The organism is Pseudoalteromonas sp. 1181_04 (assembly GCF_052850545.1).
In genome coordinates this window covers 26,053-43,361 of sequence record NZ_VXCS01000005.1, presented here as the reverse complement: position 1 = coordinate 43,361, position 17,309 = coordinate 26,053, and the positions used below count along the sequence as shown (strand labels likewise).

Here is a 17,309-nt window from a genome sequence, read left to right as displayed (position 1 = left end):
AAACTATGATGAAAAATTAATTGCTTGTGGCTTGATGTTTATAAGCGCAAGCTGCTGCTTAATTTGCGCTTCAATTAAAGGCAATTGTTGCTCATTGTTTGCCTCTAATAGTGCTAATTCATCAATAAAAAAACAACTTATATGCAAGCTATTACTTGGTTTTTTTAAATTGACTGTATGCGTTAAGTAACTAAAACCAGCGTGCTTGTCTTTTATATTTTCACAAGCGATGGTTAGAGTATTACGAAGTGCTTTATCTAACAATTTTTCTGTTCTAGTCATTTTTACTGGTGTGCTCTTGGCTTGAGTCGTTTTCTGGAACTATGTCTTGCTGCTTTTTAAATTTTTTGTAACCGTCTTCTTGGCGCTTTATACATTCATGATATTCTTTATCTGCCATGTAGCTGCATTCACCTAAACGGGCAGCTTGAATTTCGTGATAGCGTGCATCTGAACTACAGCCGGTTAAAAACAGTACCGCTGAGGCACTTACAACCCATTTTAGCCTATTGAAAAGCATTAAAAATTCCTTACATTTTAAGCTGGAAAAGTAATTCATCCATGACGATTTTGCTGTATATTGCAAACGTTTTATATCTATAACCGTTAAGGGCTAATTATGATGTTGTCGCAGTTACAAAAGCTGTTCCAGCGTATCGATAAAAGTAAAATATTTCAATCATTTGTTATCGCCGTTATTGTTGTATCAGCGCTCACCGTTGGTGCACACACCTATTCGTTACACCCCACTGTTGAATTTGCTTTACATTGGATGGACGTGGGCATCACGGTGTTTTTCTTAATAGAACTAATTATCCGCTATGTTGCAAGTAAAGGCTTAAAAGACTTTTTTAGCAAAGGCTGGAATATCTTTGACTTTATAATCGTCATTGGCAGTTTATATCCTGCTGCAGGTTCGACCATTTTTATAGCCCGTTTACTACGAATATTCCGCGTACTACGTTTAGTCTCTATGGTGCCAGAACTACGTTTGTTGGTTAATTCACTATTAAAAGCCATACCGCAAATGGGTTATATTGCGCTGTTAATGTTTGTTATTTTCTATATTTATGCCGCAACTGGCAGCATGTTATTTTCTGAGATAAATCCATTTCTGTGGGGAGATGTATCAATCTCAATGTTGACTCTGTTCAGAATAGCAACCTTTGAAGATTGGACCGACGTCATGTACGAAACCATGGCTGTCTATAAGCTAAGTTGGATTTACTACCTTACCTTTATATTCTTAACTGCTTTCGTATTTTTAAACATGATGGTAGGCGCTATTCTAGAAGTTATGTCACAGGAACATCGTAATGCTCGGGAAGAGCAAGCTGATGTAGATTCCTTGCCGGCAACCCAAGGACAAATCAATGAGCTGAAGGCACAAATAGCAGAACTAAAAACACTATTAAAGCCCAAAAACTAAGTATTGATAAACTAGCACCTAAGAATATAAAAGCTTAGGTGCTAGTGCAATTATAACTAAGTTCATCTGTAGTCAGCCGATAAACCAAGCATTTATTCCTAGTGTAAAATCTAAAACTAATAAATTATTGCTTTTAGCTATTTATCAATGGTCTAATAAAAATATGATAAATTTAAACCAATTATAATGCATTACTTCAGAAGATACTTTTTATTATCAGATCACGTTAATTCAAATGTTAGAATACCTAACTGGCGTATCAGTGCATTACGCATTATTTTAGCAGCTGGTGTTATTCTATGTTTTGCAGTGCTTTGCGATACTTTAAACGCCGCAATTGAGTTCAACTTAATCCATGTAATTGTGCTTTGCGCGAGCTTTTTTGTCACAATGGCTATCTTACTTCTAGCTAGCCGTAAATGCTTTACTTTATGTGCCCATGCGCTGCTACTCAGTATTGTTGCTGCAACAATCTCAATTAATCTCTTTTTAACAGATATCAACCTTGCAAAAATAGGCTCTATGTATATGTATGCCTGTCCTATCATTGCGTTGATGCTATTAGGTGTGAGAACCGCGCTAAGTTATGCGATTCTAAATATCGTGCCTTTTTATTTTATAATATACAACATTGATATTTCATCTCTTACCTCCATAAATACGCAACTACCAAATTCAGACTGGTATATATCAGGATTATTATTCTTAATCTTTAATATCTGTATTCCGCTTGCGGTTGCACGCACCATAGTTGCAGCTAAACGTTTAAATCAAACCATGGCAGAATCAAATAGTCATCTAGCAGCAAAAAATGAGCTTTATAGAACATTTTTTACTGAATCAAGTATTGCAAAAATAATTATCGATAGTGAAAACACCGTTATAGATTTTAACAGTCAAGCGAAAATGTTATTTGATTTCAAAGCAACAGTTAAACTCGATAAATTATTACCTAATCTTGTGATTGCAGCTAACCCACAAAAGAACCAAGTATTTAAATATAAAAACACCTATAAAACTGTACATTACCAGCAAGTTACTGACTCTGATTATTGTGTGCTGCGCTTTGATGACTGCACTGAACAACATCAAATAAAACAAAACTTATTAGCAATGGAGCAAGAAAACAAACGTTTACGTTACAGCGATGGTCAAACACACCTTCCCAATAGAGAATGGTTTGAGCTTCAGTGTGAAAGATTTGTAGCAAAGTACCAAGGTGATTTCTATATTGTGATCACCCAGAGTGCAAATAATGAATATTTAAATCTCAAATACAGTAAAGCTGATGCAAAAGCACATTTAGTATCAGCTTATAAGCGCTTAAAAGACTCTAATGAAGACCTCGTTCTGTGCGCTCATGTAGGTAATAATAAATTAGCATTTATAATAACTACAAGCTCAGCTAACAAAATAGAGTATAAGCTTTTAAACGAAGTTAAACATGCGCTTGATGAACCTTATATAATGCGGGGCAGAAAATACCAACAGTCGTTTTTATTTGGTTTTTCTAACTTTCCAAGACAAGGAAAAAGCAGTGCTACTGTATTGAACAACGCAATAGAGGCATTAAAACTTGCTGATAATCATCGCCCTATTAATGGTTATGATGAGAAACGCTCACAAGCATTTTTAGAAAAACATGAAATATCAATGTTATTAGACGAAGCACTTCATAACGCCGAGTTAGAGTTACACTATCAACCTAAAGTAACACATGACGGCAAGTGCATTGGACTTGAAGCATTAGCACGCTGGAACAGTAAAACTCTTGGTGTTGTATCACCTGCGGTGTTTATTCCTATCGCAGAGGAATACCGGATGATCAGCCGACTCACAGATCTCATAATTCAAAAAGTCTGTACTCAAATTGCAACTTGGAGCAAAGATGAAATTCCACTAGTGCCTGTTGCAATAAATATATCATTGCTTGATTTTGGCCAAAGCGATTTCATGTCAAAATTAGTAAAATACTTAGCGGACTTTAATGTCAAACCAAGTCAAATTGAATTAGAACTGACCGAAACGTCATTAGAAGCAAACCAAGAATATTCCTTGGCGCTAATGCAAAACCTACAATCATGGGGATTCACAATTTCTGTTGATGACTTTGGTGTGGGCTATTCAAATATTGCGCGCTTAGCCGAATATCCTATAAATAAGCTAAAACTTGATCGCTCGCTAATAAGCCAAGTTACAAGCTCAACAAGGCAAAAGAGCTTAGTAAAAGCAATTCACGTCATGTGTGATGAGCTAGGTATAAAATGCGTATCTGAGGGAGTTGAAACACAACAGCAAGTTGAAATTATGGCAAATATGGGATGTAAAGAATTTCAAGGCTTTTATTTTTCAAAACCATTATCGGCCTACCACTATACCGAGCATATAAAACAACAAGGTTTGAATTTTAATCCGCAAAAAATACCAACAAGTTAATACCGGAAAAAAATAGAATCGGCTATTAAGCTGACTGGAGTATTCGCATTGAAGACTAATGAGCGGTATTGTCAGCTTGTATTTTATTCTTAGCCACTGTTATTACTACACTTTAAATTTTCCAACTAGATCAGTAAGAACGTGTGATAAGGTTTTTAATTTATCGCCATTATTACTGGTATTGGCAGCAATTTCACTAACATCATCAGCCGCATTTTTGATTTCTATAACATTGCGATTTATATCTTCAGCGACATGCTGCTGCTCTTCTGCAGCGGTTGCTATCTGCGTATTTAAGTCACTAATATTAACAATAGACGCTGTTATTTCCGTAAATTGCAGCTGTGCAGCATGGGATAGTTCAACCGTTTTATTAGTGCTGTCTAAACTGCGTTTCATTTCAGTAGTGACTTGGCCAGACATGCTACGTAATTTGTCTAATTGCGTAGCAATCTCTTCAGTGGATTCAGACGTACGTTTCGACAATGCACGTACTTCATCTGCAACGACAGCAAAACCACGACCATGATCCCCCGCTCTAGCAGCTTCTATTGCAGCATTTAAAGCAAGCAAATTAGTTTGCTCAGCAATGCCTCTTATAACGCCTAAAATTGACATGATATTTTCACTTTCAGTGTCAAGTTGCGATATATCATCCGTTGCTTTACTTATCACTTCGCTCAAAACAACCACGCTTTGAACGGTCTCTGTGATCACTGTTTGACCTATCTCTGATGCCTGTTGCGTTTGCATAGCCAGATCTGCCGCATTAGCACAACTTGAAGCTACTTCGTTGGCTGTCGCAGCCATTTGATTAATTGCAGTTGCCGCCATTTCCAGTGCTTGTTGTTGTTGGGAGGTAGAACGAGTTAATTGCGATGCTTGTGTAGAAGTTTGCTCTGATGTACCGCTTACATCTAATGCACACTCGTTGATTTGTCTTACTAAATCAGCAATCAAGTTTAAAAATAGGTTAAAACTATTGGCAAGCTTTGCCGTCTCATCTTTAGTTTTTATCGTGAGCCGTCGAGTTAGGTCACCACCGCCTTGCGCAATTTCAGCCAGGCCATCACTGACTTCAACTATAGGTGAAGAAATTACTTTTGAGATATAACTTGCGATTAAAATGAATACAATAATTAGCACCGCACTAATAATTAAAATTGTAACGGTCATGGTGTTTGCGGCGCTCATCACCTCTGACTTTTCAACTAAGCCAATAAATTTCCAGCCTAACTTAGCTGAAGTATAAATATTGGCAATAAAATCTTTGTCATTAATAACAATTTCGAACTGACCTTGGGTATTAGCCGCTAACTGCTTGTATTTCCCACCCGCAATATCAGTTAAACGTTTAAAACGAAAATCTTCATTTTTAACATCAACAAGTATGTTTCCCGTATCTTCGATCAGCATTAAGTAACCAGTTTCACCCAGCTTAATATTAGCAATAATTTCTGTCAGTCCTTGCAAAGAAACATCCATTCCCTGTACACCGATAATTTGTCCATTATCTTTTATTGCTTTTACAGTAGAGACTATAACCATGTCGTCAGCTGCCCAATAATAAGCACTAGTGCGAACCGTTTTACCACTTGCAGATTTACCTGTTAAATACCAAGGTCGAGATCGTGGGTCATAATTAGCATTAACTTCTCCCGCTGGCCACTGAATATAACCACCTTGTTCATTACCCATATAAATATAAGCAAGCCCTGGGTGAGTTTGGCCGAAGTGATCAAACTGTTGAAATGCGGCACGTTCAACACTGCTGCCTTGGAGATGTTTTAGCATCACCGAATTATTTGTATCTACATGAGTTTTGACATCTTGCTTGGCAGCTAAGACCATTTGATGGGAAGCTAGATAATCAACATTTTTTTCTATTTCGGCAAAAAATATAGCGATACCATTATCTATTTGCCGTGCTTCTCTTTCGCTCATTTGCGCAAAATTATCAATAGCTTGCTCTCTTGTTTGCGTGATAACAAGTGCTGCAATAATAAAAAGAGGTAAGGCGATGGCGGAGGCAAAAGATAGTTTTAATTTTTTTGATATATTCATATATAGGAGGCCAAATAGATACTCCCATAAAGATAGTAAGCTATTGAGTATCCAGCAAGAAACAATCTCACTAAATTAACTAAGCAGTGACAAAACTAAAGCGGTGCAAAAAGACAACAGTAAAAGGGCTGGCACATTGCCAGCCCTCCATATTAACTGTAATAAATGGCAGCCAATAAACTAATATTTATTATCAACAATAATGCGTAGCATACGACGCAGTGGCTCTGCAGCACCCCATAATAACTGATCGCCAACGGTAAAAGCACTAATATATTTAGGCCCCATCGCTAATTTACGAATACGCCCTACAGGAATACTTAATGTACCAGTTACTTTAACTGGGGTTAAATCTGTAGCAGTGATATCACGCTCATTAGGGATAACTTTAACCCACTCATTGTGTGAGGCTAAAATCTGTTCTATTTTCTCGACGCTAATATCTTCACGTAGTTTAATCGTCATTGCTTGTGAGTGACAACGCATTGCACCAATGCGTACACATAAACCGTCAATAGGCACAGGCTGTTTAGATGAACCTAAAATTTTGTTCGCTTCAACTTGCGCTTTCCATTCTTCTTTAGATTGACCTGATGGCATTGGCACATCAATCCATGGGATAAGACTGCCTGCTAACGGCACACCAAATTGCTCTTGCGGTAAATCGCTTGAGGCAATCTGCTGCGTGACTAGTTTATCAATTTCTAAAATAGCGGCCTGTGGATCAGCGAGCTTGTCAGCCACACTTGCATGAATAGAGCCCATTTGCGCGATTAGCTCTTTCATATTGCGAGCACCGGCACCTGAGGCTGCTTGATAAGTCATTGGGCTAACCCACTCAATCAAATCTTGCTCAAATAAACCACCCAGCGCTAATAACATCAATGAAACTGTGCAGTTACCACCCACATAAGTTTTAACGCCTTGCTCAAGGCCTTGTTCAATCACATCTTTATTGACCGGATCAAGTACAATAATACTGTCATCGCTCATACGCAGTGCTGATGCCGCATCAATCCAATAGCCGTCCCAACCTGCTTCACGTAATTGTGGATATACAGCTTTGGTATAATCGCCACCTTGACAGGTAATAATAATATCCATGTTTGCCAGCGATTCAAAATCCATTGCATTAAGTAATGGTTTTGCAGGACCTGCTAAATTAGGGCCAAGCTTACCGGTTTGCGAGGTAGTAAAAAAAGTAGTATCGATATGAGCAAAATCATTTTCTTGTTGCATACGCTCTAATAACACTGAGCCAACCATGCCCCGCCATCCGACCAATCCTACTTTTTTCATTGTTTGTTCCACTGTTTGAGTCATAAGAAATACCTAATACGTTAAAAATTAAAATTCATTGCGTGAGATTTAATTTTTAGAACGAACAATCTAGCACTGTGATCGAGGCAACACCAGTGTTACTCATAGAACATAAAATTTTTTCATCTTGAGTCAATAATCATATTTCTAATAGTTATGATTATTGTGCATCATTGTAAAAGACCGGTGTTTTTGACATCCAACTGATTCATCTGTTGCTATTTTTTTGCAATATGAAACTGACTATCTGTACATAAGTAAGTTAATAAGAATGCAATAAACAAGATTTATAATCATTTCGCACTTTGTAGTCAGATGTATTGTGTATTATTTTATTCATTAAAAGGAATCAAACAAATGAAAAAATTATACTTTTCTAGCCTAATTGCAACTTTTCTATCTTTAGGAGTATCTGCAAATGTTAACGAAATCAATGTAGAATCGAATACTTCTTTTGCCAGTTCAACAACTAGTGTTGAACACACATCGGGCTCAACAAAAAGCTTATCTACATCAACCCTACCGTAATAGTTGATAGTAGTTATAGCAACTTCTTTGTCAGTTTTATATCGGGAAATCAATTCTGTAAAGAGCGAGGTCATAAGCGAGAAATCACTGGCAGCACAGTGTGGTGAGGATGAATATGAGTATGCGGAATATGACTGGTATGGTAGCGCATGGGTTTCAAAAAATACTGGTAGTAAAAATCAGTGTTATCCATTGTACGCTAGTATAAAGTGCGGTAGCGGTAACTAACGTAAACAAACAGCTCAGTAACAACTGAGCTCTTATTCCATGGCGCAAAAATTCCTCCAATTAATATCAACATAGTTCAACTCATCATTAATCACATATCATCATTAAAATAATAGCCTTATATCAATTTGCATTAAATGATCACTTCTTTAATAACACAGATATTACACAACCATTAGTTTTACAAATAGCAGATATTAAAAAGCCCTGCATTTGGCAGGGCTGAGATAATAAAGACTTATGTAATTTGCCTTTATTAGATGACTTTAAAACTCGTAGCTAAAGCTCACGCTTAATTCTCTAGGCGTTTCTTGAGAACGAATTAGCACATCATTTTGATTAACTTCAAAGTTTTGTCCCAACATATTTTTCACTTTAAGTGTTAATGTGGTATTAAACGTTGGGTAATAACTATAAACCATGTCTAACGAGTTTAAAGGTTGTTCGTAAGCGTCATCAAAGTTATTAACACCCGCAGCTAAAATACGATCACCAAATACATTGTAGATAACAGATGCTTGATGCATGCCATCATGTGAATCGTAATTCAGTTGCAAGTTGGCAACATACTTTGAATGGCCCGTCATACGTCGCTTTAGGTTCGTGAGATCGCCACGCTGTTCTTCTGCAATTTCAACTTCTGAATCACTGAGCGTTATATTTCCAGAAGTAAAAAAAGCGCCCCCTAATAAATCACTGTGCAACTCAGTTAACCATTCAGCTTCAATACCGTAAACATAGGCTGTTTCTGCATTGTCAAACTGCAGAGTAAAACGGCCGTCGCTTTCTGTTAATAGTGCTTCGATTGGTTTATCGATATCTTTATAGAATGCGCCAACTGAGTAATTATCGCCATTGTCCATATAAAACTCGATACGTGCATCAAAGTTATCTAGGTAACTAGATTCTAAGAATGGATTACCAAGCGTTCGATAACCTGTCAGCGGATCTTGGAATTGAACAGGGCTTAGCTCTCGCAAATCAGGGCGTACAACCGTGTTGCCATAACCAAAACGAACTTGATACGATTGCTGACTATATGTCATAGATAACGAAGTAAAATACTCATCTTCCATCACACTTGCTTGTTCTATCGCATCTGCACTTAATTTATCAGCCAATAAAGCAGGATCGAATGCTGAGCGAGAAAAAGCAAGCGCAACTTGGCGGAAGTCCTCGTAACGCACACCACCGCTTAAACGCCAATCTTGAGCAAACGTTACGTCAAAAGAGCCGTAATAAGCATCAATCATTTGCGCTGCTAAGTAATCATCAGCTGTTGGTTCTTGGAACAATAACTCGACATCCGTTGAATCAACAACAGCATCGTTAGCAAAAAAACTACCAATTGACAGTGCTTCTTCTTCACTTTGTGCTAGATCTAAAGACTGAGTTTGGTTAAAACGATAGTTAAAAAAGTCAGTGCGGTAATCACGTGTTTTTTCAACAAAATAACCACCACCCGCAATTTCTACTTCGGCGTTATCAAAGTAAAAAACTTTGTTTACATTAACGCCCCAGTTTTCTACATCGTCTTCAAGCTCTACAAATCGATACAAATAAGGATTACCACCTAAGCTACCATTGTAAAAAGTACGTTGATATTTGCCATCTAAGTACTCATCACGAACCGTTACTTTAAGCTCACCAGGTATACTTGTAGTCGCTGTTGAGTCAGTATACTGCCAATCTACACCAACACCTTCAAGAAAACCCCAATCTAAATTGTGCATTCCACGAAGCTGAAGTATTTCAAGTTCTCGTTCCTCAAAAGAGGTTAAGTGACTACGCTGCAACTGCCCAGCATCAATACTTAATGACTTTGAAGGTTCTTGGTAAAGCGCAACAGAGGCTTCATCTTCAGAATCTCGTAACATCATATAAGTTGCTGTTAAATCGTGACCTCCAATTTTATAACCTAAATTTAGAGAGCTATTTAACTTTATATTATGCTTGGTTGACACTTCTTTCTCTGTTGCAGAGTAACAAGTAAAGTCATCTTGTGAACATGAGGACTCAGATGCGTCAACAGAAGAAAGTACAGCGCTAAACTTCTCAGCATTAGACCATTCATTTTCATAGGCAACTGACGCTAAGAAACCAAACGAGCCGTCTAAGCCAAATAAGTTATCAAAACGGTCGCCATACACAGCTTTAATACCGGCATCAGGATTTAAACTTTCTTTTTCCAAGCCAAAATCTCTTGGCAATGCTTTTGCTAAACTTTTATTTAAGTCTATCGCGGCAGCTTGGCCAATATCAGCCCCCTGACGTCTTGACTCTACATCCCTGATATTTCTATACGAAATATCAGACAGGCCATTGATATAGGTATTTAACGCAGTCTTAACTGAACCAGGTAATGCGCGTGTACCATCATCTTTACCTAACCAATCATCACTGCCACCATTATATGTATAGCCTTCGTCGTTTGTATCTTTATAACTGGCACCAATTTCGACTTTAAATAAAGTATCATTTGGAATGCTCTTGGTTCTGATATTAACGTCACCACCACCAAAAGCCGCAGGCATATTTGGTGAATAGGCTTTTTGTACAGCCAAGGATTCAATAATACTTGATGGGAAGATATCAAGTGGAATTACATTTCGTGTTAGATCCGGGCTTGGAACTACCGCGCCATTTAAACGTACGCTAGAGTAACGCTCACCTAAGCCACGGACATAGATAAACTTATCGTTAACTAATGATAAGCCTGTAACACGGCGAAGTGCCGAAGCTGCATCACTATCACCCGTTCTAGATATTTGCTCTGAACCCATTATATCAGCGACAAATGCCTGATTTTTACGCTCATCAATTACGGCACTAGCACTGCCTTTAAGGCGCGTACCTGTTGCAACAACTTCTTCTATCGCTTCTTCATTTATTATTTCTTGTGCCTGATCAGCGAAAGAATGAAATGAAGAAAAAAGGGAGAGCAGAGATAAAGTTATTAGATTGGTTTTAAACTGCTTTTGATGTTTCATATTTATATCCTCTAAACCTAAAATTCCCTTAAAAAAGGCGCCGTAGCGCCTTATAATTAGAGCCGGTCTAGATTAATTACTAGCGCGTTGTAAAGATGCGGCAACAAAATCAGCCCACTCACTTGATTCACCGTCTTTAAGTGCACCAATATAGCCTGCGTTAGTAAAGAAAGAGTTAACTTCACTCATGTCTTTAGCTGTTGTAGCTACTGCAGTGCCTTGTGAATCAGTAATAGTTGCAGCTGTTGAAACACCATCAGCACCAAGTACATTTGCAAAATCAGCAAAACCAATTAACTGGTTATTCTCGCCACCAGTAAACCAAGAAGCAATATCAAAACTTGCTAATGCGCCAGTTAAAGGTGTATTTACGTCTTCAAAATTCTTACCACAAGCAAATATTGAGCTCATAAATGCGATATCGCCATTATTTGCATTCGCATGCACACCAGCATCCCCTGATTGGTCTTTTTCATTATATAAATCAAGACAACCAGCACCATCTACAGATGAAGAGTTTACAAATAGCATATTAGCTAATTGCGCTTTACCCCATTCTTTCATTTCCATACCAGCACCAGTACGACGCCCTTCAGCACCTTGGTCGCCAGTAGTTACAACCGTTGCATTAGCAATTGTTGGATTAGAAACAGTTGTTACTAAATCTTGTGCATCTGCTGATAATGGATCTACCTTAGCGCCATCTGTTTCAAAGCCATGGTTTCCATATTCATTTGAACGTACAAGAATAAATTGTCCATAGCCTTTCCAGCCTTCATCCCAATCAATACCATCATCACCTGTATCAGTAATAACAATATGTTTAAGGTTAACGCTACCACCAAAAAGCTCTATACCATCATCAAAACCATTATGAACATGCACGTAATCAATCGTTGTGCCTGAGCCTACAGCATTAAGGGTTAAACCATTAAGCTCATCGCCTTCAACACCAAAACCCGCATATTTTATAACTATATGCTTAAGGATACCGCTGCTATCTTGCGGATCATTACCACCATAATACGATACAATACCTTCAGCAGCGTGGTTACACATATCTTGCGCCGCAGCCGCAGCCGTACAACGAATAGAATGGCCTCGACCATTTACCTGAACGCCACCCCAATCACCAATTTGTGCGGTTGTTGCATCATCGCCATCAACTTCTTTGATGCTTGTGAAAATAATTGGCTTATCTACTTCACCAATTGCTTCAATATTTGCACCACGTGCAATACGAATAAAACTCTCAGGCTTAGTAAAAGCTATCGTCGCGCCAGCTTCAATAGACAATGTAGGACCATTGCCATCAATTGTAGCGCCTGTTGATGTGTCTACATCATCACCAATAAATAATGCACCTTCAAATACATGTGCGCCGCCACTGCTTAATGCAGGGATAACAAAAGAGCTGGTAATTTCTTTCGCATTACTTGCAAATGCTTGACTGTAAACACAGTTAACACCCTTTGCTTCACCTGTAAATGTAGCTCCATCTAATGTATATGTAGCGCAACTTAATGTATCACCACCATTATCACCACCTGGGTTAGTCACTGAGTTGTCTACACTATTATCTACACTGTTATCAACTGTTGTAGGTGTAACATTAATATCACCACCGCCACAGCCAGCGAGTGTAATTGCAGTAGCCACAAGGCTGACTTTAAATAAACCAGATAATTTCATTGTTCACTCCGTTAAAGTATTTAATTATTTTGTTAGCGCATTAAGTAAAACTCAAGTCACTTTAAAACACGAAAAACATGCTTTAAGGTCACTTGAGCTTTAGAACGAGGACTACAATACGGGAGGTGTATGACAATACAGTTACACTTTAATAAACATAAAGTGACAATATAATTTATTTAAATAACAATTTGTTAGGAATATTTAGAACGAAAAAAACCGCCCTGAGGCGGTTTTGGTGTTGCGATTATAAAACGAGTTTTTTAATAAAATCGTTGAAGTTAAAATGGCATTTTTTAACGCCATATTTACTTATAACAAAGCGGTGCGTAATGTTTCAGCATGCAATTTTTCACGCTTCACGTATTTGATCCATTGTTCAGCTAATCGCTGCGATTTTTTATGCTTCTCGGCTTGTTCGAATGCTAAAATAGACGCATCAAAGTTTTGTAAACTATATTGCGCCATACCTAAAGCAACATAAGCATTTGATTCAAAATCGAGTGAGCCTTTATCAAGCGCCGTTCGGGCTGCATCAGCGGCATCTTCAAATTGCTCTAAGTTAACAAGTACTTCAGCCATACGTTGATCGTACTTACCGTGATCCGAAAGCTCTGCCGCTTTAGCAAAGTAAGTAACTGATTTATTATCTTCTTTTGCTTGGACCATGGCTTCTGCGATGAATGCATAATTCTTCGCAGACTTTTCAGCAACGCCTGATTCAATCGCTTTACTCATCACATCAGCCGCTTTAAACGCTAAACCGTTGTATAAGTAAACTTGGGCAAGTTGACGTAAATCTGATTTTGACGTTAAAAAACCTTGCTGGTAAGCGGCTTCAAGTACGGCTAGTTGTTGTTTTTCTTTACCCGTTTCACCGTACATACCGCCAAGTTGCACCCAGTATTCAGGCTTGTTATAAAGCTTTACCATACGCTCAAGTACAGCAACTACATTCTCAGTTTGATTAAGTGAGTAATACATGGCGCGTTGCAGTACTAACCAGTTTTCTTTTGGCACCTTGCCTTCACTATCACTTTGGGCAATCGCTAAGTTAATATTATCAATGCCTTTTTGGTAATCTTTCAACTGATAATACGCTTGTGATTTAAGGACATAATAGGCATCAGTTTTAGGCTTAGTGTTAATTGCATCCCACTTAGCTAAAAAATCAATGACTTTATTATAATCACTGTTTGCCATCGCTAATTGCGCTAAGCTAAAAGTAGTGCTAACACGTAATGTTTCTGGAATACCTTCTTCTGCTATCACCTTTTCAAATGATGCAATTGCTTTAGGCAAATCATTTTCGTTGTAATAAATAAAGCCATAAAAATTATGCATCATGGCAATTTCATAGGAGTTCATGCTAGAAGAACGTTCTTTGATGCTATCAAGCGCCTCAAGTCCTGCTTTAGCGTCGCCATCATCGGCTAACTTTTGTGCACGAGCCAATTGGCTATACACTTTTTCACGTAGCGCAGGCACTTTCGTGGTTTTTTGCTCTTGTGCGTAAACGCTCGCAAGCGTGACTCCTGGTAACATGGAGACTAAACTTGGCAGCGCAACACTGGCTCCTATCGCAAAAGTACACACTAATGCTGTTTTTAATAATTTCATAATCGCAATCCTCTGTTTCTAGCCGTTAATTTGGAAAGAAATTTTGTTCTGTACACCCGCAACTTCAACCGCTTCACCATCGATCACGCGTGGTTTATATTTAAATTTAAGTGCCGCATCCATAGCTGCTTGATCAAACAATGATTCAGGCTCAGCTTTTACTACCTTTGCATCACGAACAGTACCTTGCTTAGTCACTGTAAACTCAACAATCACATAGCCTTCAATGCCCCGTGACAATGCTCGACGCGGGTAAACAGGTGCTACTTTTACAATCGGTAGATATTCACCATCACTAGAGTCAAGAGCTAGACCACCACTGAGACTCACGTCAGCATCAACACTGGCACCAAAGTCAAAGTTAGACGCTGCTGCATTTGGATCACTATTTTGCATTTGCGGTGAATCCATTGGCGGCGGAGGCTCTTTCGGCGTTGGCGGCTTTTGTGGTTTACGTTCTTTCTTTTGTACCGTTTCTTCTTTTTTAAGCCTTACAAAATCAAGTACATTGCCTTTAGCTGGCTCAGTCATCGCCCCTTCACCACCGGTGATAAGCGCTTGCATGCCCAAAAACAACATAAAGGTCACAACACCGGCAACTAATAATGCTACTAAATAACGCATTATGGCTTCCTTAGGCTTCTTGTGCCGCGATAGACACATCAAATACACCTGCGGCGCGTGCTGCATCCATCACTTTAATAAGGGTATCTGTAGTGGCTTTTTTGTCAGCCTGAATAACCACACTACCTTGTGGATTTTCTGCTTTTAAACGCTCAATGTTTGCTTGCACAGCACGCACATCGATTTGACGTTTATTGATCCAAATTTCACCTTGATCTGAAATCGCAACTAGAATATTTGCACGCTCTTTCTTAACGGCTGTTGCCGCTTCTGGGCGATTTACATCGATACCTGACTCTTTAACAAAAGAGGCGGTTACAATGAAGAAAATAAGCATGATGAACACAACATCAAGCATCGGGGTCATGTTTATTTCTTCAGCTTCATCTTCTTGAAAAAGGCTTCCTAATGGGGCTCTCATTTTATTCTCCTGATTGTATGTGGCTTTCGCCACATACTAAAAATTGTTGTTTAATGGTCTAAAACCATGCTGTCTTCAAGTAGGGCTACTTCGCGCTTTGCTTTGCGTTGTAAGTACGTAGAAGCAAATACACCAGATAACGCACCAACCATGCCTGCCATTGTCGGGATAGTCGCTTTCGATACACCTGATGCCATTGAACGCGCACTGCCCGTTCCGGTAATCGCCATCACATCAAACACTTCTATCATACCTGTTACCGTACCGAGTAACCCCAGCAGCGGACACAAGGCAACCATCACATTGATCAGCGCTAAGTTGTTGTTTAACTTCATCCCAGCGCGTGAAATAGTTGCTTGGCGTATTTGCTCAGCGTTCCAGCTATTACGCTCATCGCGCCCTGTCCAACTACTTTTAATGGCATGTTTGTAACTACGAAAACCATTAAAAAAATAAATAAATCGCTCGAGTATCAATAACCACATCGCGAAGATTAACACTCCGATGACCAACAGAACTTGGCCACCAGTGTCGAGAAAATCACGGATAGCATTGATTGAGTCAATCAATAGCACCATGGGTTATGCTCCCTTTTCGCTACGCTCAGCGATAATACCTGCGCTTTGTTCTTGCAAAATAAGCAGCAAGTTTTTAGAGCGAGTATTCAATAAGGTGTATAAAAATACCGTTGGGATTGCCACAACTAGGCCAAGTACCGTAGTAACAAGCGCTTGTGAAATACCACCAGCCATTAATTTAGGGTCACCTGTACCAAACAAGGTGATTGCTTGGAAGGTATTGATCATACCGGTTACCGTACCAAGTAGACCTAACAATGGAGCAACGACCGAGATAATCTTAATGAGCGTTAAGTTGCGGGTGATTTTTGGCATTTCACGTAAAATCGCTTCACTTAATTTAAGCTCTAAGGTGTCGTATGCTACATCTGGGTATTGATCTTTGACTTTCATTACACGACCAAGTGGATTGTCATCACGTGGCACCGAGTCTTTAAGCTGACGACGGATTTTGCTGCCCATTAGCATCAATGAAACAAATCGTTCAATAGCGATAATTAAAGCAAGTAAGCCAACGCCTAAAATAACGTAACCTACCGCACCACCTTGATGTACTTGCTCTGAAGTATCAGGTGCTTGTACCAATAAACCAAGGATAGAGCCACCGGTTGGGTCAAGCGCAAATTGTACAGTGCCTGATTTAGCTTGTTGTAAATCACTCGCCGTTGAGGTGTAACGGCCAACAGGCTGACGGGTAAGCTCACTTAACGTATTGGTGCTGGTGTTATAATCAAGGTACTTACCTTCTGAAATTAAGTTAAAAGCACCCACTCGCATAACTTCTTGCTTAGCTTTGTTGCCGCCTTCTACAATTACATCTGTTGTAAAACGTGACACTTTACCTTGCTCAGTCATTTCGCGTTGCAGTTCAAACCATACTTTTTCAATGTCTTCGATTGATGCAAGTTTAGAGGTCGAGCCCATTTTTTGAGCCAATTCATCCATAAAAGCACCACGACCAGGTAGCTGTGCAGACACTACTGACGTTGCAAATTTATTACTTGAATCGCCAGCCACTTGTTGCAGCACACCAAAAAGTTCTTTCAATGAACCCATACGCTTAGATAATGTATCGGTTAGGTTAGCAAGTTTTACTTCATTTTCTTCGAACTGTGTTTCAAGACGCTCAGACTCAACCAGCATTTGATTACGTTTTGCTTGAGTGTTTTTAAGCATTTGCACTTGTTCATTTTGACGTGCAGCAAATTCTTGCTCACGTTGTTTATTTTGTGCTGATTGCTGTGTTTTACCTTGCTCAAGTGTTTTTAATAACGAGTCTAAATCCATAGCTTCAGCAGCAAAGCTGTTGCCCGCAAAACCAAGGGTGGCACCAAATAAAGCAATTTTGGTCATTTTTGTAAAAAGTTTCATTTTAACCT

The 17,309-nt window shown here is 38.9% G+C and carries 14 protein-coding genes; 2 read left to right on the top strand and 12 right to left on the bottom strand.

The features are described 5' to 3' along the window. Positions 1–3 precede the first annotated feature (3 nt). A complete protein-coding gene (locus FW757_RS05265; protein WP_182767346.1) occupies positions 4–282 on the bottom strand; it encodes a hypothetical protein in 279 nt (92 codons plus the stop codon). After that, the gene (locus FW757_RS05260) at positions 275–520 is read right to left on the bottom strand and encodes a hypothetical protein (RefSeq protein WP_182717251.1); all 246 of its coding nucleotides are present in this window, start codon (positions 518–520) and stop codon (positions 275–277) included. The genes FW757_RS05265 and FW757_RS05260 overlap by 8 nt, the downstream gene beginning before the upstream one ends. Positions 521–622: 102 nt before the next feature. Here FW757_RS05260 and FW757_RS05255 point away from each other — a divergent pair, with 102 nt between their 5' ends. After that, on the top strand, positions 623–1,429 hold the full coding sequence (locus FW757_RS05255; protein WP_182717347.1) for an ion transporter: 807 nt from the start codon (positions 623–625) through the stop codon (positions 1,427–1,429). Positions 1,430–1,615: 186 nt separating this feature from the next. Next, complete coding sequence (locus FW757_RS05250; RefSeq protein WP_182767345.1) at positions 1,616–3,865, top strand: putative bifunctional diguanylate cyclase/phosphodiesterase; 2,250 nt, start codon at positions 1,616–1,618, stop codon at positions 3,863–3,865. A 105-nt stretch (positions 3,866–3,970) separates the two neighbouring features. Here the strand turns inward: FW757_RS05250 and FW757_RS05245 are convergent, their stop codons facing one another. The 10 genes from FW757_RS05245 to FW757_RS05200 all read right to left on the bottom strand — a co-directional run bounded on the left by FW757_RS05245 (position 3,971) and on the right by FW757_RS05200 (position 17,301). Then, positions 3,971–5,929, bottom strand: a complete 1,959-nt coding sequence (locus tag FW757_RS05245) for a methyl-accepting chemotaxis protein (RefSeq protein WP_149980254.1) — start codon at positions 5,927–5,929, stop codon at positions 3,971–3,973. Positions 5,930–6,109: 180 nt separating this feature from the next. Further along, positions 6,110–7,252: an aspartate-semialdehyde dehydrogenase gene (gene asd, locus FW757_RS05240; RefSeq protein WP_446440938.1), complete on the bottom strand. Its 1,143-nt coding sequence runs from the start codon at positions 7,250–7,252 to the stop codon at positions 6,110–6,112. Between the two features lie 329 nt (positions 7,253–7,581). Continuing rightward, the gene (locus FW757_RS05235) at positions 7,582–7,851 is read right to left on the bottom strand and encodes a hypothetical protein (RefSeq protein WP_446440937.1); all 270 of its coding nucleotides are present in this window, start codon (positions 7,849–7,851) and stop codon (positions 7,582–7,584) included. Between the two features lie 420 nt (positions 7,852–8,271). Next, positions 8,272–10,995: a TonB-dependent receptor plug domain-containing protein gene (locus FW757_RS05230; protein WP_182767342.1), complete on the bottom strand. Its 2,724-nt coding sequence runs from the start codon at positions 10,993–10,995 to the stop codon at positions 8,272–8,274. A 72-nt stretch (positions 10,996–11,067) separates the two neighbouring features. Continuing rightward, a complete protein-coding gene (locus tag FW757_RS05225; protein WP_182717245.1) occupies positions 11,068–12,687 on the bottom strand; it encodes a hypothetical protein in 1,620 nt (539 codons plus the stop codon). Positions 12,688–12,999: 312 nt separating this feature from the next. Beyond that, entirely contained in the window at positions 13,000–14,307 is a 1,308-nt protein-coding gene (locus tag FW757_RS05220; protein WP_182717244.1) for a tetratricopeptide repeat protein, read from the bottom strand. An 18-nt stretch (positions 14,308–14,325) separates the two neighbouring features. Continuing rightward, on the bottom strand, positions 14,326–14,931 hold the full coding sequence (locus tag FW757_RS05215; protein WP_182717243.1) for an energy transducer TonB: 606 nt from the start codon (positions 14,929–14,931) through the stop codon (positions 14,326–14,328). Between the two features lie 10 nt (positions 14,932–14,941). Then, positions 14,942–15,352 (bottom strand): ExbD/TolR family protein, encoded by a 411-nt coding sequence (locus FW757_RS05210; RefSeq protein WP_145235576.1) that lies wholly within the window; start codon positions 15,350–15,352, stop codon positions 14,942–14,944. Between the two features lie 50 nt (positions 15,353–15,402). Beyond that, a complete protein-coding gene (locus FW757_RS05205) occupies positions 15,403–15,930 on the bottom strand; it encodes a MotA/TolQ/ExbB proton channel family protein (protein ID WP_145235579.1) in 528 nt (175 codons plus the stop codon). 3 nt (positions 15,931–15,933) lie between these two features. Next, on the bottom strand, positions 15,934–17,301 hold the full coding sequence (locus FW757_RS05200) for a MotA/TolQ/ExbB proton channel family protein (protein WP_182739287.1): 1,368 nt from the start codon (positions 17,299–17,301) through the stop codon (positions 15,934–15,936). Positions 17,302–17,309 lie beyond the last annotated feature (8 nt).

What these genes read in the sequence shown, in the direction of transcription:
- FW757_RS05230 (WP_182767342.1), bottom strand. Translation starts at nt 10,995, where the DNA reads ATGAAACATCAAAAGCAGTTTAAAACCAATCTAATAACTTTATCTCTG.
- FW757_RS05225 (WP_182717245.1), bottom strand. Translation starts at nt 12,687, where the DNA reads ATGAAATTATCTGGTTTATTTAAAGTCAGCCTTGTGGCTACTGCAATT.
- FW757_RS05255 (WP_182717347.1), top strand. Translation starts at nt 623, where the DNA reads ATGTTGTCGCAGTTACAAAAGCTGTTCCAGCGTATCGATAAAAGTAAA.
- FW757_RS05205 (WP_145235579.1), bottom strand. Translation starts at nt 15,930, where the DNA reads ATGGTGCTATTGATTGACTCAATCAATGCTATCCGTGATTTTCTCGAC.
- asd (WP_446440938.1), bottom strand. Translation starts at nt 7,252, where the DNA reads ATGACTCAAACAGTGGAACAAACAATGAAAAAAGTAGGATTGGTCGGA.
- FW757_RS05215 (WP_182717243.1), bottom strand. Translation starts at nt 14,931, where the DNA reads ATGCGTTATTTAGTAGCATTATTAGTTGCCGGTGTTGTGACCTTTATG.
- FW757_RS05235 (WP_446440937.1), bottom strand. Translation starts at nt 7,851, where the DNA reads ATGACCTCGCTCTTTACAGAATTGATTTCCCGATATAAAACTGACAAA.
- FW757_RS05265 (WP_182767346.1), bottom strand. Translation starts at nt 282, where the DNA reads ATGACTAGAACAGAAAAATTGTTAGATAAAGCACTTCGTAATACTCTA.
- FW757_RS05220 (WP_182717244.1), bottom strand. Translation starts at nt 14,307, where the DNA reads ATGAAATTATTAAAAACAGCATTAGTGTGTACTTTTGCGATAGGAGCC.
- FW757_RS05210 (WP_145235576.1), bottom strand. Translation starts at nt 15,352, where the DNA reads ATGAGAGCCCCATTAGGAAGCCTTTTTCAAGAAGATGAAGCTGAAGAA.
- FW757_RS05200 (WP_182739287.1), bottom strand. Translation starts at nt 17,301, where the DNA reads ATGAAACTTTTTACAAAAATGACCAAAATTGCTTTATTTGGTGCCACC.
- FW757_RS05245 (WP_149980254.1), bottom strand. Translation starts at nt 5,929, where the DNA reads ATGAATATATCAAAAAAATTAAAACTATCTTTTGCCTCCGCCATCGCC.
- FW757_RS05260 (WP_182717251.1), bottom strand. Translation starts at nt 520, where the DNA reads ATGCTTTTCAATAGGCTAAAATGGGTTGTAAGTGCCTCAGCGGTACTG.
- FW757_RS05250 (WP_182767345.1), top strand. Translation starts at nt 1,616, where the DNA reads ATGCATTACTTCAGAAGATACTTTTTATTATCAGATCACGTTAATTCA.